Here is a 22,095-nt window from a genome sequence, read left to right as displayed (position 1 = left end):
GCAAACCCTTCTATACAACTGATCAGTGCTGAGTACTGATCGATTCAAGGCCGGTGTGGCCAGGCCTTGAACTGCAAATTTGGTGGAGCTAGACGGGATCGAACCGTCGACCTCTTGCATGCCATGCAAGCGCTCTCCCAGCTGAGCTATAGCCCCTCGTCGGTGAGGACGGGGCGAATCTTAAGGGGCGATCGGAAGGCTGTCAATTTTTTTTCCGCATTTTGAAAAAAAATTTGCCGGGATAACAACCACTTACCGCCCCGCCCTAAAAACCCTGGCTTTTTCAGTCTCACCAGCCCGCGCCAACTCCCGTAAAAGGGGCGCCGCGAGCCGCCAGTAGCCTACTTGGTCAGCGACCAACCCGCCTCGCGCCTGAGACTCAAGCGTAGTCGAAAAGCCCGCTGCCCCTGGCAGCTCCCCTGCCGCGAAGCGCTATCAGCCGATGGCGCTCAGCAGTTTTTCCCATTCCTTATTTTCTTTCTTCGATACGCCGCCGAGCAGGTCGATAGCCTGGCGCAGACGGAAACGAGTCAGGTCCGGGCCAAGGATCTCCATGGCATCGAGCACCGACACCGAGCTGGCCTGGCCAGTGATCGCGGCGAACATCAGCGGCATCGCGTCACGCAGCTTCAGCTCCAAGGATTCGACCACTGCCTGAATGGTCGCGGTGATGCTGTCTTTCTCCCACTGGCGCAGGCTTTCGAGCTTCCACAAGATCAACTGCATCAGTTGCCGCACCTGATCGCCAGAGAGCTTCTTGGATTCGAACAGCTTGGCATCCGGGGTCACGCCACCGGCGAAGAAGAAGCCGGCCAACGGTGCGATCTGACTGAAGGTCTCCACCCGCCCTTGCACATGAGGCGCTATCTTCATCAGGTACTCAGGATTCAGCGCCCAGGTCTGCACACGGCTGGCGAACTCTTCCACCGGCAGGTCACGCAGCCACTGGCCGTTGAGCCAGGACAGTTTCTCGATATCGAAGATCGGCCCACCCAGGGATACCCGCGAAAGATCAAAGTTATCGACCATTTCCTGCAACGAGAACTTCTCGCGCTCGTCCGGCATCGACCAACCCATGCGCCCCAGGTAATTGAGCATGGCTTCCGGCATGAAGCCCATGCGCTCATAAAAGGTCACAGAGGTCGGATTCTTGCGCTTGGACAGCTTGCTCTTGTCCGGATTGCGCAGCAATGGCATGTAGCACAGCTGCGGCTGCTCCCAGCCGAAGTACTCGTAGAGCAGGATCAGCTTCGGTGCCGAAGGCAGCCACTCTTCGCCACGCAGCACGTGGGTGATGCCCATCAGGTGGTCATCGACCACGTTGGCCAGAAAGTAGGTCGGCAGGCCATCGGTCTTCATCAACACCTGCATGTCCATGCGATCCCACGGGATCTCGACATCGCCACGCAGCAGGTCTGGCACCACGCAGACACCTTCAGTCGGCACCTTCATGCGGATCACGTGAGGCTCGCCGGCCGCCAGACGCTGGGCCACTTCTTCCTTGGACAGCAGCAAGGCACGGCCGTCATAACGCGGGGTTTCGCCACGAGCCATCTGCTCGGCGCGCATCTGATCCAGCTCTTCAGCAGTGCAGAAGCACGGGAAGGCGTGGCCCAGGTCCACCAGTTGCTGAGCGTACTTCTGGTAGATGTCGCCGCGCTCGCTCTGGCGATACGGACCATGGGGACCGCCCACATCCGGCCCTTCGCTCCAGTTGATACCCAACCAGCGCAAGGCATCGAAAATCTGCTGCTCGGATTCGCGAGTCGAACGCAACTGATCGGTGTCTTCGATCCGCAGGATGAACTCACCGCCGTGCTGCTTGGCAAAGCAATAGTTGAACAAAGCGATGTAAGCGGTACCTACGTGGGGGTCCCCGGTAGGCGATGGCGCGATGCGCGTGCGGACGGTGGTCATGGCATGTCTCGAAAAGATAGAAAAACGAGGAATAAAACAGGGGGCGAATGGTAACAGGCGACCCCGGCCCGGCTCCAGTGAGGAGGGCATTTAAGCCAAGGTTGCGACTACAGACCGCTGCCGAGCCCATGAATGGCCAAATATCAGCACCTGGCATTTACCACCCACGAGCTATCTGACAGATTCGCCCACTGATAAATTTCCTTACACTTTTTGACTACAGCCTGCCCATGCCTGCCCAACTCAAGCGTCGCCTGTTCGTTTTCCTGTCCCTGGTGCTACTGGTCGTCCTGGGCTTCCTCGCCCACTGGTGGTTTCATGGGCGCTTTTATGAAACCACCGACAACGCCTATGTGCAGGGTGAAATCACCCGGGTCTCCAGCCAACTCAGTGCACGGATCGACGAAGTCCTGGTGCAAGACAACCAGCATGTGGCCAAGGGTCAATTGCTGGTACGCCTGGAGGGCAAGGATTTCCAACTGGCGGTGGACCGCGCCCAGGCCGCCCTCGCCACCCGTGAAGCCGAACGCCTGCAAGCCCAGAGCAAACTGACCCAACAAGCCAGCCTGATTGCCGCGAGCCAGGCCCAGGTTGCATCGAGCCAAGCCAGCCTCGGCCGTTCGCAGATCGACCTTTCCCGGGCCCAGGCTCTGCGCAAACCCGGTTATGTCTCTGAAGAACGGGTGACCACCCTGTCCGCCGACAACCATATCGCCCGCTCCCAGGTGACCAAGGCCGAGGCCGACCTGCAAGCCCAGCGCCAGCAAGTCAACGCACTGAGCGCCGAAATCAAGCGCCTCGATGCACAGATCGCCAATGCCCAGGCAGACTTGGCCCAAACCCAACTGAATCTGACCCGCAGCGAAATCCACGCCCCCATCGGCGGCATCATCGGCCAACGCGCCGCACGCAACGGCCAGGTGGTGCAAGCAGGCGCCTACCTGCTGTCGATCGTTCCGGACCAGGACATCTGGGTCCAGGCCAACTTCAAGGAGACCCAGATCGGCCACATGCTGCCCGGACAAAAGGCCGAACTGACCTTCGACGCCTACGGCGACACACCGATCCAGGCCCGGGTCGACAGCCTGTTCGCCGCCTCCGGCGCACAGTTCAGCCTGCTGCCACCGGACAATGCCACCGGCAACTTCACCAAGGTGGTACAGCGCATTCCGGTAAAGCTGACCTTCGCTGCCGATAATCCCCTACAGGGCAAGATCCGCCCGGGCATGTCGGTCACTGTCAAAGTGAATATCAAAGACCCTGTCGATGGCCGGTGATCAACTGCTGCGTCCGCAAGGCGAGCCCAGCCGGCGCGACTGGATCGCGGTGATGAGCGCCATGCTCGGCGCCTTCATGGCGGTGCTCGACATCCAGATCACCAACTCCTCGCTGAAGGACATCCAGGGCGCACTGTCCGCCACCCTGGAGGAAGGCTCGTGGATCTCCACCTCCTACCTGGTGGCGGAGATCATCATGATTCCCCTCACTGCCTGGCTGGTGCAGTTGCTATCGGCACGGCGGCTGGCGGTCTGGGTCTCGGTGGGTTTCCTGATCGCCTCCCTGCTCTGCTCTATGGCCTGGAGCCTGGAAAGCATGATCGTGTTCCGCGCCCTGCAGGGTTTTACCGGCGGCGCGCTGATTCCCCTGGCGTTCACCCTGACCCTGATCAAGCTCCCCGAGCACCATCGGGCCAAGGGCATGGCGATGTTCGCCATGACCGCCACCTTCGCCCCGTCTATCGGACCGACCCTGGGCGGCTGGCTCACGGAAAACTGGGGCTGGGAGTACATCTTCTATATCAATGTACCGCCAGGCTTGCTGATGATCGCCGGTCTGCTCTATGGCCTGGGGAAGAAGGAAGCCCACTGGGAGCTGCTGAAAAGCACCGATTACGTCGGCATTTTCACCCTCGGCCTGGGCCTGGGCTGCTTGCAGGTGTTCCTGGAAGAGGGGCATCGCAAGGACTGGCTGGAATCGAGCCTGATCGTGACCCTGGGCAGCATTGCCCTGATCAGCCTCATCACCTTCGTCATCGTGCAACTCTCCCGGCCCAATCCTCTGATCAACCTGGGCATCCTGCGCAATCGCAATTTCGGCCTGTCGAGCATTTCCAGCCTGGGCATGGGCGTTGGTCTGTACGGTTCGATCTACCTCTTGCCGCTGTACCTGGCGCAAATCCAGAACTACAACGCCCTGCAAATCGGCGAAGTGATCATGTGGATGGGCGTGCCGCAGCTGTTCCTGATTCCGCTGGTGCCCAAGCTGATGCAATTCGTTTCGCCAAAATGGCTATGCGCCCTGGGATTTGGCCTGTTCGGGCTGGCGAGCTTTTCTTCCGGGGTGCTCAACCCGGACTTCGCCGGGCCGCAGTTCAATCAGATCCAGATCATCCGCGCCCTGGGCCAGCCGCTGATCATGGTCACCATCTCGCTGATTGCCACGGCTTATATACAACCCCAGGACGCGGGATCGGCTTCCAGCCTGTTCAACATCCTGCGCAATCTCGGCGGTGCCATTGGCATCGCCCTGCTGGCAACATTGCTGGACGCCCGAACCAAGACCTACTTCGACTATCTGCGTGAAGCGTTGGTACCGAGTAATCCCCAGGTGGCGGAACGCCTGGCGAACCTCACCGACAAATTCGGCAATGAAACCGCGGCACTGGGCAAGCTCAGCGAGATCACCCATCAGCAGGCGATGATCATGGCCTACAACGACGCCTTCCACTTTGTCGGCATCGCCCTGGGCATCAGCATGCTGGCGGTGCTGTTGACCAAAGCCCTACCCAAGGGTCTGAAGGCAGGAGAAGCCCACTGACCCACGAATTGCCTGCTGGGGCTGGCTTGCCAGCGAAGAGACTCTCGATCCATGCACAGAACTTGAGCGCCTCTTCGCCGGCAAGCCGGCTCCTACGAGGGATTAAGCGGCGTTAAACGGTGAGCAAGCGCTCGCGCAACTTGGTGATTTCGTCGCGCATCTGCGCCGCCGCTTCGAACTCCAGGTCCCGGGCCAGTTGGTACATTTTCTCTTCGAGCTGGCGAATGCGCTTGGTGATCTCGCTGGGCGAACGCAGTTCGTTTTCGTAGCGGGCACTTTCTTCGGCGGCCTTGGCCATGCCCTTGCGCTTCTTGCTGCGCGACCCCGGCACTGTGGCGCCTTCCATGATGTCGGCGACATCCTTGAACACCCCTTTGGGGGTGATGCCGTTGGCCAGGTTGAAGGCAATCTGCTTGTCGCGCCGGCGTTCGGTCTCGCCAATCGCCCGCTCCATAGAGCCGGTGATGCGGTCAGCATAGAGAATCGCCCGGCCATTGAGGTTACGCGCGGCCCGGCCGATGGTCTGGATCAGCGAACGCTCGGAACGCAGGAAGCCTTCCTTGTCGGCATCGAGAATCGCCACCAGGGACACTTCCGGCATGTCCAGGCCTTCACGCAGCAGGTTGATCCCCACCAGCACATCGAAAGTGCCCAGGCGCAGATCGCGAATGATTTCCACCCGCTCCACGGTGTCGATGTCCGAGTGCAGGTAACGTACGCGCACGCCGTGGTCGGCCAAGTAATCGGTGAGGTCCTCGGCCATGCGCTTGGTCAGGGTGGTCACCAGCACTCGTTCTTCCACCGCCACGCGCTTGGTGATTTCCGATAGCAGATCGTCCACCTGGGTCAGGGCCGGGCGCACCTCCACTTGCGGGTCCACCAGACCGGTGGGGCGTACCACCTGCTCCACCACGCGCCCGGCGTGTTCAGCCTCATAGTTGCCCGGGGTGGCGGAAACAAAGATGGTCTGCGGGCTGACTCCTTCCCACTCATCAAAACGCATCGGCCGGTTGTCCAGCGCCGAAGGCAGGCGGAAGCCGTATTCCACCAGGGTTTCCTTGCGCGAGCGGTCGCCCTTATACATGGCACCGACCTGCGGCACGCTGACGTGGGATTCGTCGATCACCAGCAACGCATCCGCCGGCAGGTAGTCGTACAAGGTGGGTGGCGCGGCACCGGCGGGACGGCCGGAGAGGTAGCGCGAGTAGTTCTCGATGCCGTTGCAGTAGCCCAGTTCGAGAATCATCTCCAGGTCGAATCGGGTGCGTTGCTCCAGACGCTGGGCTTCCACCAGCTTGTTGTTGGAGCGCAGGTATTCCAAGCGTTCCTGCAGTTCCACCTTGATCCCCTCGATGGCGTCCAGCAGGGTTTCCCGCGGGGTCACGTAATGGCTCTTGGGGTAGAAGGTGAAACGCGGCAGCTTGCGAATCACTTCGCCGGTCAGGGGATCGAAGGCGCTGATGCTTTCCACCTCGTCGTCGAACAGCTCGATGCGGATCGCTTCCAGGTCGGATTCCGCCGGGTAGATGTCGATCACATCGCCGCGCACACGGAAGGTGGCGCGGGCAAAGTCCATGTCGTTGCGGGTGTATTGCAGGTCCGCCAGACGCCGCAGCAAAGCGCGCTGGTCAAGTTTGTCGCCGCGGTCCACGTGCAGGACCATTTTCAGGTAGGTTTCCGGACTGCCCAGACCATAGATGCAGGACACCGTGGTCACGATGATCGCGTCCTTGCGCTCCAGCAACGCCTTGGTGGCAGACAGGCGCATCTGCTCGATATGGTCGTTGATCGAGGCGTCCTTCTCGATAAAGGTGTCCGAGGACGGCACGTAAGCTTCGGGCTGGTAGTAGTCGTAGTAGGAAACGAAGTACTCAACCGCATTGTTCGGGAAGAAGGCCTTGAACTCTCCGTACAACTGCGCGGCCAAGGTCTTGTTCGGCGCCAGCACCAGGGTCGGGCGCTGTACCTGGGCGATCACGTTGGCGATGCTGAACGTCTTGCCCGAACCGGTCACACCGAGCAGGGTCTGGTGCGCCAGCCCGGCCTCGATGCCTTCGACCATCAGACGGATGGCTTCCGGCTGGTCGCCGGCGGGCTGGAAGCGGGTGACTAGCTGGAATTCGGACATAACGTACCTCTGGGATCATTCGTGCGCGGCGATACCGTACAGGAACGAGAAAGACCGCGTACGACCCATGTCGCCGAGGAAAAAACGGGAATGTGCTAGATGTGGAGCCAAATACTACGGCTTTCAAGGGAAAGGCCTGACACCCGCTAACACCCAGGATGTTGCAATAAGACTAACGGTCGAAAAATAAAGCGAAAAACTTGCCGCAAAAGGTCAATCGGCTGTCGCCCGCCGCGATGATGGCCTCTATACTAGCTCCCCGTTTGTGCACCGCTCTAGTGCATTCGGCTGGAGCGCGACACGTCCCTCCACACTCCATTCAGAGCCGCCGTAAAAATGAGCCTGTTCTCCGCTGTCGAAATGGCACCACGCGATCCAATCCTGGGCCTCAACGAAGCATTCAACGCCGACACCCGTACCAACAAGGTCAACCTTGGGGTGGGCGTGTACTGCAACGAGGAGGGACGCATTCCACTCCTGCGCGCCGTTGTCGAAGCCGAGACGATTCGCGCCGCTCAACACGCTTCCCGCGGCTACCTGCCGATCGACGGTATCGCTGCCTACGACCAGGCGGTACAGAAGCTGCTGTTCGGCAACGACTCGCCCCTGCTGGCCGCTGGCCGCGTAGTGACCACCCAGGCCGTCGGCGGTACTGGCGCACTGAAGATCGGTGCCGACTTCCTCAAGCAACTGCTGCCCAACGCCGTGGTCGCTATCAGTGATCCAAGCTGGGAAAACCACCGCGCGCTGTTCGAAACCGCCGGCTTCCCGGTGCAGAACTACCGTTATTACGACGCCAGCACCCACGATGTGAACCGTACCGGTCTGCTGGAAGACCTCAACGCCCTGCCGGCCCAGTCGATCGTGGTGCTGCACGCCTGCTGCCACAACCCGACCGGTGTCGACCTGAGCCCTCAGGACTGGAAAAACGTCTTGGAAGTGGTCAAGGCGAAAAACCTCGTGCCATTCCTCGACATGGCCTATCAGGGCTTTGGCGACGGCATCGACGAAGACGCCGCCGCAGTGCGCCTGTTCGCAGAGTCGGGCCTGACCTTCTTCGTCTCCAGCTCGTTCTCCAAGTCGTTCTCGCTGTACGGCGAGCGTGTCGGTGCCCTGTCCATCGTCAGCAGCTCGAAGGAAGAAAGCGCTCGCGTGCTGTCCCAGGTCAAGCGCGTGATCCGCACCAACTACTCCAACCCGCCAACCCATGGCGCAACCATCGTTGCCGCAGTGCTGAACAACCCGGAACTGCGCGCCCAGTGGGAGCAGGAACTGGCGGAAATGCGCCTGCGGATTCGCGGCATGCGCACCCAGATGGTCGACTTGCTGGCCAAAGGCGCCCCTGAGCACGACTTCAGCTTTGTCGGTCGCCAATGCGGCATGTTCTCCTACTCGGGCCTGACCGTTGAGCAAGTGACCCGCCTGCGCAACGAGTTCGGTATCTACGCCCTGGACACCGGCCGCATCTGCGTGGCCGCGCTGAACCAGAACAACATCGACGTGGTGACCAAGGCCATCCTGCAGGTGATCTGATTCACCGCAGCGCTAACAAAAGGGGAAGCCAACAGGCTTCCCCTTTTTTTTGTCGGCGTCGCGCCATTCCCCTGCCTGGCCCCACAGCCTCTAGACTGTGACCCTGTGTTCCCCTGCTGATCGAGAAACCGATGAAAAACGATGACCTGCGGGCCGACCGCGACGAACTGGAGCATTACCTGCCCCGTTCGCAAAAACGCGAGAAAAGCCTGGTACTGCAAATTGCTCTCGGCGTGTTTCTCGGCGGGCTGGCCTTGTGGCTGGTGCAACTGGCGGCCAGCTCGCTGATGGCCAAGCTGATGCTCGGCACCCTGACCTTTGGTGGCTGAGCAGCCTCAACCCTTCAGTTCAGCCAAGCGTTGGCTGGCGGCATCATCAAAGGCCACGTACAGCGCCTCGGCCACCTGGCTCTTGATGGCCTTGGCACTTTCCAGCCCGAGGACAAAACCTTCGGCCTTACCGCCGGCACGATTCAGATCGGGCGCCGATCCGGCCTGAACAATGGCGTCCAACAGCTTGCTGGCCTGAGGCCCCACCCCTTTGGGCAGATTGATCTGCTCGATGCTCATGACAGCACCCCGCAGCGAGGTGCGAAAAACCGGGAAGGAACCTGGGACAAATCGAAGCGAATCATAAAGGTTTACCTCTGCGACTTAAGGCCGGCAGCGCGTGAAACCACTTCCGGGGAGCCATGGTAGCCCCTATCGGATCACGTATAGGCCCGCTAGCCGATAAAACCCTCGAAGTAATGTCAGCAGATCATTCAAATCCTCGCTGCACTGAAAAAATATTCACGGCTTGTTGACTTCCCTTTCTGAATCAGTAAGATACGGCGCATTCCGCGATAGCTCAGTTGGTAGAGCAAGTGACTGTTAATCACTGGGTCCCTGGTTCGAGTCCAGGTCGTGGAGCCAGACAAGGTTCCAGAGAAGGCTTCCAAAATCTCTGAACCACCCGAAAAACCCGCCTTCTGGCGGGTTTTTTCGTTTTGGCGTTCCGTCGGATTCCGGTGGGTACCAGCCGTTTTAAGGGTAGAGTTTGGGATAAAGGTCAGTTCGATAATAGGGAGTACCCTTATGTCGCGCACCACTGCTCCACTCTCCGATTCCGCTTGCCGTTCGGCCAAGCCCACAGACCGCGCCTACAAGCTTTTCGACGGCGACGGCCTTTACCTTCTCGTCCAACCCAATGGCCGCAAAGGCTGGCGTCTCAGATACGTTAAACCTGATGGCCGGGAAGGACTGACCTCATTCGGCAACTATCCCATCGTTAGCCTCGCAGATGCGCGCCGCAAGCGCTTGGAGGTCAAGCGAATGCTGGCGGATGGCATTGATCCCATAGGAGCCAAGAACCAAGCCAAGACGCAAGCCCTGATCAAAGGCCGCACCTTTGAAAGCGTTGCCCTCGGCTGGCACACGGAAATGTCAGCCAAGTGGGCACCAGACTATTCCAAGACAGTGATGAGCCGCCTCAAAACCCATCTCTTCCCGCTAATCGGCGCCCGCGCCATTGTCGACCTAGACACCCACGACCTTATGCAGCCCTTGGAAGCGATCAAGAAGCGCGGAACGATAGACATTGCTTTAAGGGTACAAAACTACCTGCAGAGCATCATGCGCGAAGCAAAGCGCCTCCGGCTTATCACCGTGAACCCTGCGTATGACCTCGTAGGCTCGATCAAAGCCTCGCGAGTCGTCCACCGCCCCGCTTTATCCTTATCGCGCTTGCCTGAATTGCAGGAACGGATCGACACCCATAAAGGCCGCGCACTTACCCGGCTGACGGTCTTACTCTCGCTGCACGTGTTTGTACGCTCCAGCGAGCTGCGCTTCGCCCGCTGGAGCGAGTTCGACCTCAAGCGTGGCGTCTGGGAAATACCCGACACGCGACCAGCGTTGGAAGGCGTACCCTTTTCCACAAGGGGTACGAAGATGGCCGGGGACATCCACCTTGTACCCTTATCACCGCAAGCGGTCGCCCTACTCGAGCAGATCCACGCAATCACAGGCAAATTTGACTTGGTGTTCGCAGGCGATACCAAGTCTTGGAAACCGATGTCCGAAAACACTGTGAACAGCGCGCTTCGGAAGATGGGTTACGACACCAAAACTGAGATCTGCGGCCATGGCTTTCGTTCGATGGCCTGCAGCGCACTGATCGAGTCGGGTTTGTGGACGGATACAGCCATCGAGCGGCAGATGAGCCACAAGGAGCGCAACAACGTCCGAGCGGCCTACATCCACAAGGCCGAGTTCATCGAGGAGCGCAGGCTGATCATGAACTGGTGGAGTCGCTACCTTGAGGCTAATCAGCAGGAGCATGTCAGCCCACGCGAATTCGCCAATCAGACGGGTGTGAACGTCACTCGACTAAAAGCAAAACATGGCGCAACCGAGTAAGCGATCGGTCTTCATATCTCGGTGATCCGCTTGTCCACGCAGGTCCATCCAAAGAGGGCTGCAAAGCCGCCCTCTTTGGATGGACCTCACTTAAAAAATCTTAAAACTCCCGCAATCGTCTTTTGGAAACCACGAACTTCCATAGACGGCTAATGTCATTTTCAGCCGCAGAGTTCTCGGAAAATCGAGCCTTGACCCTGTCTATCCGTGGGCGTAGAAAAGATCGTACAAGTGCTGTCGTTGACAGCAACCCAGGTAGCCAGAACCTTTGAGGCTACGCCACTCAGTGGTGGTTCTCCCCCAAGTGCGATTAGCGTCCGGCGGCTCGCACAGTCACAGCGATGTGATGGATGCCTACTTCTACCAGAGTGCCCACTGCGGCAACTCATACCTCTACATTCCTGCCCTGCAGCAACCTATCCGCTTGGCCATTTCACTGCGCCAACCTGCGTTCGTCTCTTACTTCCTGGAAGAGACGAACGCTCCTACCGCTGCTGCAGCCCAACTCGTACAAGGCTTTGCGGCATTCCCCCTCGTGACAATCGGCGTGACAAACACCGAAGTCACCAGCAACAGCGATGCAGATGATGGTGCCGCAGCCCACGGAATGGACTGCACCTGACTGACAGTCAGGCATGCCCCGGTCATCGCACCACTGCCTTCACTCGACTCAGGATCTCGCGGCACTTGGTCTCGTCAGTCAGTGCAGCCTCCACCCGCCCACTTCTTCGGAAGTGCTCAGGAGGCCAGATCATGAGATGCCCATGCTCCCGGTCGTAAGGAGCCGCCAGTCCCGCGTTAGTGGACAACCCTCACAGGTCGCAGGGGCCTTGATCCCTGATAACACTCAACTTCCGTGGCGGGATGACGTGGGGAAGGTTTTAAGGGTTTGGCTTCGAGAGGAGTTTGATCATGGCATTGGTCGGTAGACGGGATGGGCGCAATTTCGGCTATGGCCGGCAGCTGAGCTATGCCGGGCCGCAGGCACTGCGTGATCTTTTTGGCGGCGGTCATTATGGCACGGTCAAAGCGCACAGTGATCGGTGGCAGGCGTTTGTACGCTGGTGTCGGTCGGAGGATGGTCCCGGGTTTAACGATGCGCGAAAAATTGATCGGCAGACCTTGCTAAACTACGCCGGACATCTGCGGCAGCAAGTTGAACAAGGGGCTATCTGCATCGCCACCGCGCAAAATCGGTTGTCCAGCGTGAACCGAACCATGGCCGCGCTTCGCGGTGATCAGTATGTGAAGGTGCCGAGTCCGAGCAAGGCCCTGGGAATGCGGCGCACCAGTGTTCGTCGTTCGGTGCCGCAAGGCCAAGACCGCGAACACGTGAAGCGGATCGTCGACGTGCTCTGCGAACACCAAATGCCGCGCGACGCGGCCATCGCTCAGTTGGCGCGAGCAACCGGTATGCGCTTGCGCGAGACCATCTTGGCCGACCTTCCGCGCCTCAAACGTGAGGCCGAACAATACGGAAAAATCAACATCCAGAATGGCACTAAGGGTGGCCGTTCAGGTGCGTCGGCACCCCGCTGGATCACAGTAGATGATCATATTCGTGATGCGCTGAGATTTGCCGAACAGGTCTCGCCTGGCGGTAGCCACAACCTGCTTGCACAAAACGAGAGCTACCTCGATTTTCAACGGGAAATCGTCCGCCCTGCCCGGGACATCCTCCATCAGCACAACCTCAATGGCTTCCACGAATTACGGGCGGCCTATGCGTGCGAACGCTATGAGCAGATCACCCATTACCTAGCGCCCATCAACGGTGGCAGGTGCAGGCACCTCGATCCGCGCCTTGATCGAGAGGCACGTTTACAAATCAGCTATGAGCTGGGGCACGGCCGCATCGGCGTGGTATCGGCGTATATTGGTGGTCGAGCATGAGCACGGCATTCGATATGGAACTCTTCCTGGCGAGCGTCTTGACTGGGTCACATACCACACGCCAACGCCACCTGCGTCAGGCGAAGACTATCCAAACAGCAGTCGCTGAGCGCTGGCAACGCGACAATCCATGGACTTGGCAGAGAAAACACCTTGCGTGGTTTTTGACTCACCACCTAAACCAGCGCACTGAATCGACGCGCTATTACTATTTGCTGACCATGCAATTACTCACTTATCGCCTAGGAAAATCCTGGCAGTTCAACCGCTAGGCGAAGGTCATAAATCACCAAAAGCAGACATTTTCGATCTGCCGCCGATCGCTATACGAATGGAAAACTCAGCGTTCATGCCGCAGCGCATCAACCACGACGCCGAACGCTGACGACTGCTCACGCCGGTTGGGGTAGTAGAGATGGTAGCCAGGAAATGGCTGACACCAATCCTCCATCACCCGAACCAACGCTCCCTCGGCAATTTCCTTCGCTACCATGTCTTCCGGCAAAAAAGCCAAACCACAGCCAGCTACCGCCGCGCGCAAAATCGGCACGCTGCTATTGAATGTCCATTGACCTTCGACACGTGCTTTGAGCTCGTGGCCGCCCTTTTCAAAGTCCCATTGCAGCAGGCTACCGTGGGTTGGCAAGCGCAGGTTGATGCAGTTGTGTGCCGCTAAATCTGCAGGGGCTTCAGGTGGGGTGTACTTGCGGAAGTATTCGGGTGATGCCACTACCGCCATGTGCAGCCGAGGGCCGATAGGTACGGCGATCATATCCTTTGCCACTTGGTCGCCCAGTCGTACGCCAGCATCGTAGCGCTGGGCGACGATGTCGGAGAGGGCGTAGTCCACGGTGATTTCCACGTGGATATCCGGATAGCCAGGAAGCACCTTCAACAGCTTTGGCCAGAGAATGTTGTTGGCTGCATGTTCGGACGCTGAAATGCGTACGGTGCCCGACGGGGTATCGCGAAACTCGCTGACTGCCGCCAATTCCAATTCGATCTCTTCGAACCGTGGAGCCATGGACTTGTACAAGCGCAAACCCGCTTCAGTGGGCGATACACTGCGCGTTGTCCGAGTCAGCAGGCGCACACCAAGGCGCGATTCAAGGGCGCGCATGGTGTGGCTAATTGCAGATTGCGAAACGCCTAGCTGAGCAGCAGCGCGGGTAAAGCTGCCTTCGCGAGCGATGATCACGAAGGCTTGCAGATCGTTGAGATTGGCGCGGGACATTGATGAGGACCCTTCATAAAGGTGCGCTGAATTGTCCTATCTAACCATGTCTCGAGTGCTTCGAGACAGTTGCAATCCTCTCAACATGTATCAATGGTTACTTCGCGAGGGTTCTTGCGTAAAACGGCGTGAGTTTGCTCAGTGCGGCGTCGACGTATTTGGGTACCCAGTAGGTTTCGATATGGGTTGCGCCTTCAATCTTGAAGAACTCTTTGTCCTTGGTGCCAGTGGCTTTGGCGAATGCATCCTCAGTCATGTACAGGCTATCGGCCTTGGTGCCGGCGATCATCAACAATGGTTGGCCAATCAGTTCGATTTGGTTGGTAGCGTCGAAGCGCATCAGGTCGAGCAAGCTGCTGGTGGTGTACTTGAAGGTCGAGTTCGGGTGCGCGTGGGTTTTCCAGTAGTACTCGTAACCTTGGCGGTAGAGATCAAACGGCAATTTGGCAATCTGCTCATCGGTCAGGTTGGCATCGCCCGAGTAACGAACCTCGCCACCGGCAGCTTCCAGGGCGCGTGCCTCAGACGCTTGCTTGAGGCGATCCTGTATGGTGTCCAGTTGGGAGTCGACGTAGCCGTTACGGCGCACACGGCCTGAGTTGAACATGCTGATTGTGGCAATCGATTTGAAGCGCTTGTCGGTCTCGGCAGCGGCCAGGGAGTAACCGCCCCCGCCGCAGATGCCGAGCAGGCCCAGACGCTGAGCATCAACTCCGGCGTACTGGGTAATGAAGTCCGCCATGCCGTGGATATCTTCGATACGGTTGGCTGGTTTGTCGACGCTGCGCGGTTGGCCGCCGCTGCCACCTTGATAGGCCGCATCGGCGGTAATAGTGATGTAGCCCTGTTCGGCCAGGCGCTGCGCGTACAGCCCCGCGACTTGCTCTTTCACACCGCCGTTAGGGTGCGCCACCACAACGGTGGGGTAGGCCTTTTTCGGGTCGTAGCTGGCCGGGGTGTAAACGTTGGCGACGATGTCCAGGCCGTTGAGCTTGTAGGTCACCGGATGGATGTTGACCTTGCCCGGCTCATTCTTGGTAATCGCACCGTCATAGACCAGCGTGAACGGGTTCTTCTTGTAGTCAGCCGCCATGCTCTTGCCGGCCGAAATGCCGATCATCGCGGCCATAAAAGTGGCTTTGAGAACAGTGTTTCTCATACGATTTCTCCAAACGATTGAAGTGTGAAGTAGCAGGTTTTTTTCTGATTCGGCAGGCCTGCATTCCAGATCAATTCAGATGTTTCTCGGCAAGGAACTTGGCCACCAAGTCCGCGATCTGAATGTTGTTCAGGTCTGACATAGGAAAGTGCGTGTTGCCCTTGATGCCAATTTCCGGAAGATGAATTAGCTTCACGTCACCGCCGTGTTTGTTAACGCTGTCGCGCCACAGCCGCGCCATCGCGAGTCGGGCCCGCCAGCTGTCTTGGGCCGGTAGGTCGATGGCGTGATCAGGAATGTTGTCACCGTAGAGGATCAGGATCGGAATCCGCGTCAATGCCATGAACTGGCTCATCGGCACCTCAGCGCCTTGCACCGTGTCGAAAGCGCTGGGTATCGGTGCCGGAACCTCTCCTGAAGGAAAGACAAAGCTGCTACCCGGCTCGAACGCGACGATGGCTTTCACCTTGTCGTTCTTGATCGCGGTGAGCCAGCCGGGGCCGCCGCCCTGGGAGTGAGTGAATAAAATGCCGGGGCCGATCCGGTTGAACGCAGCGGATACTCCATCGGAAACCACGTCCATATCGAACGGACCTGTGTTGGGGGTCATGGCGCGAAAGAACTGGTCGCGTGTTTGCTCATCGCGCGCGACCTGCACGCCATCAAAGTAGTTGGGCCACAAACCGATGCGGAACTGGTTAAACCACAGCTGTTCGTCCGGCGTGGGCTTGAGCGTTGCCTCTACCATGCTGCGACCGGCGTTACCGCGGCGGGGTTGGTCGATCAGGTACACGCTAAACTGACGGCGCAGAAAAATGTTCTGGAAGCCTTCGCGGCCATCGGCTGTGGTTTCCCAGGTTTTGGAAAACTGGCCGGCACCGTGCCACATGACGATCGGCAGTTTTCGCGCGTTGACCGGCAATTGGTAAAACACATAGGCGTGATCGCCATGGTAGGTCTGGCCATCGGGCGCCATGGGTTTGCGCGGGTCGAACGTACCCGGTGCAGTGATCAGGGTGCCGCCGGCGGCGAAGCTGCCTTGCTCCTGAATCTGCAACGGCGCGGCGGTGTTGCCAGGGCTGCTGATAGGCGCCGCACAGGCGGCAAGTAGGCACGTGATAGCGAGGGTCAGAACGTTCCTTGTGCTCTTCATGTTCAACTACCCGACGCCGCAAGGGCTTGAGTCAGCGCCGCACTCGCACGCGTGGCGACTGCTTCGTCTGCGTGTTTGGCGAGTATTTCGGTCACCTGGCGCAGTTGGCCAGCACTCAGGCCGACCCGCATGCTCGCCAGCATATGGGAGCGCAGCTGCGGCTCGGCACCCGGCGTTGCAGCCAAAGCGCCGACGGTGGCCAGTTCACGGCTTTGCCAGTCCAGGTTGTCACGCTCGAAGATGTCGCCGAACAGATGGGCCTGCAGGTACTGGTTGATGACCGGCGCAAAGTCGAACACCGGACTTTTCACCGCTCCACCGGATATGCGGGTCTGGTTAACAGTACCGACCTCAACCAATTCCTGGCCCGTTGGGGCGGGCCGACTGGGTTCGCGTCCTGTTACATCCTGAATACCTCGCGCTTTGCGCGCATCAACGACCTTCATCAGTTCGCCCAGCGCATTCAGGCTGCGTGGGAAGCCCGCGTACGCATAGAGCTGCACCAGAATTTCCTTGGCCTCACTGATGGTCAGGCCCGCATCCAATCCTTGATTCAACGCCTGGTTAAGGCGGGGAATGTCGCTGGATGCCATAAACGCAGCGATCAATGGAATGGCCTGTTGTCTGCTCGACAATGCTTCGGAGGGCGGTGCTGTATTGGCTGGGGTAGACGGTGCCACGCTTTCTTGGGCGACAACGCCGGGAACGTCCCCCAAGCCAAGGCACAATGCCAGGAAAGCGGCAATGGAGCGGGTTTCGCGATATCTCAGGGCACGCAAGATCGATGCAGTCATTTTGGCGCGCCTCCGTACTCGGCATCGGAGACCTTGTCGCCCCAGGTCACGGCGCTGCCATCCAGGGATTCTGCCAACGCGATATGGGTCATAGCTGTGGTAGCGGTAGCCCCATGCCAGTGACGCACGTTGGCCGGAATCCATACGGTGTCGCCTGGGCGAATTTCCTGGCGGGGGCCGCCTGCCTGCTGCACATAGCCCACGCCAGCGGTGACGATGAGCGTTTGGCCCAGCGGATGGGTATGCCAAGCCGTGCGTGCTCCAGGCTCGAAGGTCACTGTACCGCCGCCAATGCGTGCGGGAGCATCGCCCTTGAATAGGCCATCAACCCGCACGGTGCCGGTGAAGTTGTCAGCAGGGCCTTGAACGGAAGGCTGAGTGCCAACACGGGTGACGCGAACTTCCTTGGTGTCCTCGGCTGTGGCTTCGCCAGCCATAAGCGAAAGGGCAACCAGTGGGGCGATCAGGGGGTTCATAGCCGTAACTCCTGGCAGGGAAGGGATCAAAGCCCAGTCATCTTCAGTACGGCCTCAGGCAGGCGTTCGCCGAGGACCTGGACCTGCGAGATCTGCTCACGGATCGCACGCAGCTCATCGCGGCTCAATTCCAGCTCGATAGCGCCAAGGTTTTCATCAAGGCGATGCTGTTTCGTGGTGCCGGGGATTGGCACGATCCAAGGCTTCTGTGCCAGCAGCCAAGCCAATGCCACTTGGGCAGGCGTGGCATTTTTGCGCTGTGCGACTGCTTTCACCACCTCGACCAACGCCAGGTTGGCCTTGCGTGCCTCTACGGAGAAGCGCGGTACGAAGTTACGGAAGTCCGATGCATCAAACTGGGTGTTCTCATCGATCTTGCCGGTGAGAAAACCGGCGCCAAGTGGGCTGAACGGCACGAAGCCGATGCCCAACTCCTCCAGCACGGGCAGCAGCTCTTGCTCAGGGCCACGCCAGAACAACGAGTACTCGCTCTGCACCGCAGACAGCGGCTGCACCGCGTGTGCGCGGCGGATAGTCTCGACACCGGCTTCAGAGAGGCCAAAGTGTTTTACCTTGCCTTCAGCGATCAGGTCTTTGATTGTGCCCGCGACCTCTTCGATGGGCACCGCAGGATCGACACGGTGCTGGTAGAACAGATCGATACGGTCGGTGCGCAGTCGCTTCAACGCGGCGTCAGCCACTGCGCGGATATGCTCCGGTCGACTGTTGAGGCCAGCCCCTCGGGCGCCGGAAATCAAGTCGATGTCGAAACCGAATTTGGTGGCGATCACCACCTGGTCGCGGATTGGCTGCAGGGCCTCGCCGAGCAGCTCTTCATTGCTGAACGGTCCGTAGGCCTCGGCGGTGTCGAACAGGTTCACGCCACGTTCGTGGGCGGTGCGGATCAGTTTGATCATGTCCTGCTTGTCGGCGGCCGGGCCGTAGACCTGAGTCATGTTCATGCAGCCAAGACCGAGTGCGGACACTTCCAGGCCATTGCCCAAAATGCGGGTTTTCATTGGTGTCTCCTAGTTGGAAATGGGGGGGCGCAGCGGGTCGATGACTTGCGTCGCACGTTTAACGTTTGAAGTTGCTGTCGCTTATCCATTCGTTCACGCACTCCATGGTTTTGCGCTCTTGCTCGCCCTCCATCACGAACCCCACCAGCACCTTGGCCTTGGGTGCGTGACGGTCGAGCACGGCACGGCTGTTGCCTAAGCCATAGCCGCCATGGGTGTTGAATGGAATGATGGTCTTGCCCGCAAGGTCATGTGCCGAAAGAAACGCGCGCACCACTGGGGGCATGGTTTCACCCCAGATGGGAAAGCCGAGAAACAGGGTGTCGTACGCGTCCAAGTTGTGGACCCTGCTTTCCAGTGCCGGCTCGAAGCCGCTATCGCGCTCCCGGCGCGCCTGTTCCACCGTTTGCAGGTAGTCCTCAGGGTAGGCGGTGGCAGGGCGAATTTCGTACAGGTCAGCACCCAGGCCGCGCTGGATAAGCCCGGCCACGACCCGCGTGTTGCCAGAACGAGAGAAGTACGCCACCAAGGTGCGAGAGCCGGAAGGTGCAGAGCGCTCGTCGCTGGCGTCCGTGCTGGCCCGCGCCAGAAACGGCGAGCTGGCCAACGCAAAAACTACCGTGCGGCGTAGCGAGTCGTGGTCGTTCATTCAGCCTCCCTTAGCGTCCGACACGCGCTTTAAGCGCCTCGGGGTAGCGGTCACCTTGAATGCTGATCTGCGATAAGGCGCAGGCGATGGCTTCCAGCTCCGCTTCGGTAAGGTTGACCGACGCACTGCCGATGTTTTCTTGAAGGCGATGCAGCTTGGTCGTCCCCGGAATCGGTACGATGCACGGCGCCTGGGCGAGCAGCCAGGCGAGGGCGATCTGCGCAGGGGTTACCCCTTTTTGCGCGGCGATCTCGCGCAGTCGGATGACCAGGTTCTGATTGGCCAGCAGCGCCTCCTGGCCAAAGCGTGGAACGACGCTGCGAAAGTCATCGCTGCCAAACGATGCGTCGGATGAAATAGCACCGGTGAGAAAACCTTTGCCCAACGGGCTAAACGGTACGAAGCCGATGCCCAGCTCGGAGAGGGTTGGGAAAATCTCCAACTCGGGCTCTCGCCACCACATCGAATATTCACTTTGCAGCGCCGTGACCGGTTGCACGGCGTGCGCTCGGCGGATGGTCTGTGCGCCTGCTTCCGAGAGGCCGAAGTGCTTCACTTTGCCTTCTGCGATCAGGGCTTTGACGGTGCCGGCAACGTCTTCGATGGGCACATCCGGATCGACCCGATGCTGGTAAAGAAGATCGATGTAATCGGTCCTGAGCCGCCGCAGCGAGCCCTCAACGGCCTCGCGAATATGCTCTGGGCGGCTGTTGAGAATCTGCTGTTTGTTGTCCGCGCCAAAGGTGAAACCAAACTTGGTGGCGATCACCACTTGATCGCGCACGGGCGCCAAGGCCTGCCCCACCACGTCTTCGTTCAAGTAGGGGCCGTACACCTCTGCGGTGTCAAAGAAGGTAACGCCCAGGTCCACGGCGGCGCGGATCAGGGACACGGCATCCTGGGTGTTCGTGGCCGGACCATAGCCGTGGCTCAGGCCCATGCAGCCCAGGCCAAGGGCCGAGACTTCTAACGAACTGTTGCCCAAATAGCGCTTTTGCATTGCGTTCTCTCCCGGCGTAAGCAAACCCGCCTGGCCCTTGAGCCAAGGTGGGGGAGGGTTGCAGTCACTCGGCTGCAACCTCGATGGGAGGACGTTAAGTGATGACCTGCGATTGGACTACCCGGGTAAAACGGCAAGGACATATGAAGAGAACTAATCAATCCGAAGCTCCGTCGCTGCAAGCGCTGATGCACCGGGGCATTCATGAGCAGTGCTCATTTCCCCTTGCGGGATTAAGGGGTTAATCGAACATTCAGTAACACTTACGCTGGCGAGCTACTTACCGGCTATAGGCAAATTCCATGTCATCTCTTGGCCCTGCCGAGACAGAACGCAACGCTGGCAGCCCATCGGACGTGCCGCGCACAACCAACAACGTGCGGTTGATGCTTAACCTGAGTGCGTTGATGTCGTTCGCCTCGATTTCTACTGATATGTATCTGCCTGCCCTGCCCGCCATTAGTCGCGCGTTGCATACCGATTCAGCGGGCGTTGAGCTGACGTTTTCCGCCTTCCTGATCGGGTTCAGCCTTGGCCAGTTGATATGGGGGCCAATCAGCGACCGGTTTGGACGCAAGTTTCCGATCCTTATTGGGATGGTCCTTTTCATCATCGGCTCGGTTGGCTGTGCGCTGTCGACGACAGTCACTGAAATGATGGTGTGGCGGGTGGTTCAGGCACTGGGCGCCTGTGTGGGGCCGGTGCTGTCGCGGGCAATGGTGCGCGACCTGTACGGCAGGGAACAGTCGGCGAAGATGCTGTCGACGCTGATTTTGATCATGGGCGTAGCTCCGATTGCCGGCCCGCTGGTTGGCGGCCAGATCCTGTTGCTGTGGTCGTGGCCGGCAATCTTTTGGGCACTGGCTATCGTCGGGCTGGTGACGCTCTTTTCGTTCGGCAGGCTGCCAGAGAGTCTCCCTCCCAAGCACAGAACGCGTGAGCCACTGCGGCATACGTTTGCCACTTATCTGCAGCTAATCCGCGATCCTCGTCTGATCGGCTACGCGTTGTCGGGCGGATTTTTTTACGGCGGTGCCTACGCGTTTATCGTCGGAACACCGTTCGCCTACATCGACTTCTACCAGGTGTCACCTCAGGCCTACGGGTGGCTGTTCGGGGTAAATATCGTCGGCATGATGATCGCCAATTTCATCAATGGCCGATTGCTGAGCCGCATGAGTAGCGAGCAGCTTTTCTATCGCGGCGCATGGACGTTGGCTTTTTTCGGTGTGGTGCTCAGTGTTTGCGTGTTGTTTGGTTGGGGTGGGATTTGGGGCTTGGTCATCCCCATATTTTTCTACATGTCCATGAACGGGCTTATCGTCGCCAATTCCGTCGCGGGCGCGTTGGCCTTCTTTCCCCACAGAGCGGGTTCTGCTTCGTCGCTCGTCGGGGCCATGCACTACGGCAGCGGCATTTTCAGCGCAGCATTAGTCAGCTGGTTGGCGGATGGAACGCCGAAGGGCATGGCGCTGGTGATGGGTGGGGCTGGCATCGGCTGCCTGGTGGCGGCGTTGTGGTCGAAGGGAGCTCGCGGAGAGAGGTCCTGACCCAATCGCCATGTCCATCGATGCTGAAACCGAGCACAAATTGAACAATTGTTCTTATCGGGGTAAATCTCAACTGTCCTTCTGGCCGATTGCTTTCCTGTCACAACTCAACAGTTCGGATTGCCGTGCTCATGGGGATCCAAAGAGTTTGTATAAAATCCGGGCTTAATTAGGATAATAGTAGGGGTAAAGATTTTGGAGATCAGCACAATTTTATTGGAAAACAGGTACTTATTTTTCTATTCGAGTCCAGGTCGTGGAGCCATATTCCTATACTGATTTGCCTTTTTCATCATGAGAGCGCCCTGCTCTTTCGGCCAATCAGCTCAAGCAAAACTCCCCAACGAATAAATAATCCGCCTGTCAGTCAGACC

The 22,095-nt window shown here is 59.0% G+C and carries 20 protein-coding genes and 2 tRNA genes; 10 read left to right on the top strand and 12 right to left on the bottom strand.

Features of this window, described 5'->3' with window-relative positions; all coding sequences use genetic code 11:
• Positions 1-80: 80 nt before the first annotated feature.
• Positions 81-156 (bottom strand) — tRNA-Ala (locus FW796_RS25010).
• Positions 157-435: 279 nt separating this feature from the next.
• Entirely contained in the window at positions 436-1,917 is a 1,482-nt protein-coding gene (gene gltX, locus FW796_RS25005; RefSeq protein WP_446440215.1) for a glutamate--tRNA ligase, read from the bottom strand.
• Positions 1,918-2,147: 230 nt separating this feature from the next.
• Between gltX and FW796_RS25000 the strand changes: the two genes are divergently transcribed.
• Both FW796_RS25000 and FW796_RS24995 read left to right on the top strand, forming a co-directional pair.
• Positions 2,148-3,194 (top strand): HlyD family secretion protein, encoded by a 1,047-nt coding sequence (locus FW796_RS25000; RefSeq protein WP_346631710.1) that lies wholly within the window; start codon positions 2,148-2,150, stop codon positions 3,192-3,194.
• A 49-nt stretch (positions 3,195-3,243) separates the two neighbouring features.
• Positions 3,244-4,734, top strand: coding sequence for an MDR family MFS transporter (locus FW796_RS24995; RefSeq protein ID WP_446440219.1), 1,491 nt, complete (start codon positions 3,244-3,246; stop codon positions 4,732-4,734).
• Positions 4,735-4,846: 112 nt separating this feature from the next.
• Here FW796_RS24995 and uvrB read toward each other — a convergent pair whose 3' ends face one another.
• Positions 4,847-6,862: an excinuclease ABC subunit UvrB gene (gene uvrB, locus FW796_RS24990; protein ID WP_346631711.1), complete on the bottom strand. Its 2,016-nt coding sequence runs from the start codon at positions 6,860-6,862 to the stop codon at positions 4,847-4,849.
• Positions 6,863-7,198: 336 nt separating this feature from the next.
• Here uvrB and FW796_RS24985 point away from each other — a divergent pair, with 336 nt between their 5' ends.
• Positions 7,199-8,395 carry an amino acid aminotransferase gene (locus FW796_RS24985; protein ID WP_346631712.1) on the top strand — a complete coding sequence of 399 codons (1,197 nt, stop codon included), beginning with the start codon at positions 7,199-7,201 and terminating at the stop codon, positions 8,393-8,395.
• 131 nt (positions 8,396-8,526) lie between these two features.
• Positions 8,527-8,724 (top strand): hypothetical protein, encoded by a 198-nt coding sequence (locus FW796_RS24980; RefSeq protein ID WP_253167079.1) that lies wholly within the window; start codon positions 8,527-8,529, stop codon positions 8,722-8,724.
• Between the two features lie 6 nt (positions 8,725-8,730).
• Here FW796_RS24980 and FW796_RS24975 read toward each other — a convergent pair whose 3' ends face one another.
• A complete protein-coding gene (locus FW796_RS24975) occupies positions 8,731-8,964 on the bottom strand; it encodes a hypothetical protein (protein ID WP_346631713.1) in 234 nt (77 codons plus the stop codon).
• Between the two features lie 269 nt (positions 8,965-9,233).
• On the opposite strand from FW796_RS24975, the gene FW796_RS24970 reads away from it, so the two are divergent.
• The 5 genes from FW796_RS24970 to FW796_RS24950 all read left to right on the top strand — a co-directional run bounded on the left by FW796_RS24970 (position 9,234) and on the right by FW796_RS24950 (position 12,959).
• Positions 9,234-9,309: transfer RNA gene (locus tag FW796_RS24970), tRNA-Asn, on the top strand.
• A 162-nt stretch (positions 9,310-9,471) separates the two neighbouring features.
• Complete coding sequence (locus tag FW796_RS24965) at positions 9,472-10,794, top strand: tyrosine-type recombinase/integrase (protein ID WP_446440214.1); 1,323 nt, start codon at positions 9,472-9,474, stop codon at positions 10,792-10,794.
• A gap of 346 nt (positions 10,795-11,140) precedes the next feature.
• Positions 11,141-11,416: a hypothetical protein gene (locus FW796_RS24960; RefSeq protein ID WP_169878021.1), complete on the top strand. Its 276-nt coding sequence runs from the start codon at positions 11,141-11,143 to the stop codon at positions 11,414-11,416.
• A gap of 290 nt (positions 11,417-11,706) precedes the next feature.
• Positions 11,707-12,687, top strand: a complete 981-nt coding sequence (locus tag FW796_RS24955; RefSeq protein WP_446440213.1) for an integrase domain-containing protein — start codon at positions 11,707-11,709, stop codon at positions 12,685-12,687.
• Positions 12,684-12,959, top strand: coding sequence for a hypothetical protein (locus FW796_RS24950; RefSeq protein WP_236380697.1), 276 nt, complete (start codon positions 12,684-12,686; stop codon positions 12,957-12,959). Before FW796_RS24955 ends, FW796_RS24950 begins: the two co-directional genes overlap by 4 nt.
• A 68-nt stretch (positions 12,960-13,027) precedes the next feature.
• Here FW796_RS24950 and FW796_RS24945 read toward each other — a convergent pair whose 3' ends face one another.
• The 8 genes from FW796_RS24945 to FW796_RS24910 all read right to left on the bottom strand — a co-directional run bounded on the left by FW796_RS24945 (position 13,028) and on the right by FW796_RS24910 (position 20,171).
• Positions 13,028-13,921, bottom strand: coding sequence for a LysR family transcriptional regulator (locus FW796_RS24945; protein WP_169878018.1), 894 nt, complete (start codon positions 13,919-13,921; stop codon positions 13,028-13,030).
• Between the two features lie 97 nt (positions 13,922-14,018).
• The gene (locus FW796_RS24940; RefSeq protein WP_169878017.1) at positions 14,019-15,080 is read right to left on the bottom strand and encodes an alpha/beta hydrolase; all 1,062 of its coding nucleotides are present in this window, start codon (positions 15,078-15,080) and stop codon (positions 14,019-14,021) included.
• A 70-nt stretch (positions 15,081-15,150) separates the two neighbouring features.
• A complete protein-coding gene (locus FW796_RS24935) occupies positions 15,151-16,233 on the bottom strand; it encodes an alpha/beta hydrolase (protein ID WP_169878016.1) in 1,083 nt (360 codons plus the stop codon).
• 2 nt (positions 16,234-16,235) lie between these two features.
• Positions 16,236-17,027, bottom strand: coding sequence for a carboxymuconolactone decarboxylase family protein (locus FW796_RS24930; protein WP_236383515.1), 792 nt, complete (start codon positions 17,025-17,027; stop codon positions 16,236-16,238).
• Positions 17,024-17,503, bottom strand: a complete 480-nt coding sequence (locus tag FW796_RS24925) for a (R)-mandelonitrile lyase (RefSeq protein WP_304997783.1) — start codon at positions 17,501-17,503, stop codon at positions 17,024-17,026. Before FW796_RS24925 ends, FW796_RS24930 begins: the two co-directional genes overlap by 4 nt.
• A gap of 26 nt (positions 17,504-17,529) precedes the next feature.
• Entirely contained in the window at positions 17,530-18,522 is a 993-nt protein-coding gene (locus FW796_RS24920; RefSeq protein ID WP_169878013.1) for an aldo/keto reductase, read from the bottom strand.
• 58 nt (positions 18,523-18,580) lie between these two features.
• Positions 18,581-19,171, bottom strand: coding sequence for a flavodoxin (locus tag FW796_RS24915; RefSeq protein ID WP_236309684.1), 591 nt, complete (start codon positions 19,169-19,171; stop codon positions 18,581-18,583).
• Positions 19,172-19,181: 10 nt separating this feature from the next.
• Entirely contained in the window at positions 19,182-20,171 is a 990-nt protein-coding gene (locus FW796_RS24910) for an aldo/keto reductase (RefSeq protein ID WP_446440212.1), read from the bottom strand.
• A 302-nt stretch (positions 20,172-20,473) separates the two neighbouring features.
• Between FW796_RS24910 and FW796_RS24905 the strand changes: the two genes are divergently transcribed.
• Entirely contained in the window at positions 20,474-21,721 is a 1,248-nt protein-coding gene (locus FW796_RS24905; protein WP_372812811.1) for a Bcr/CflA family multidrug efflux MFS transporter, read from the top strand.
• Positions 21,722-22,095: the final 374 nt, after the last annotated feature.

The sequence above is a fragment of the Pseudomonas sp. 910_21 genome (assembly GCF_052850735.1).
Note: the sequence above shows the minus strand (reverse complement) of the source record. Positions and strands in the feature narration are given on the sequence as shown.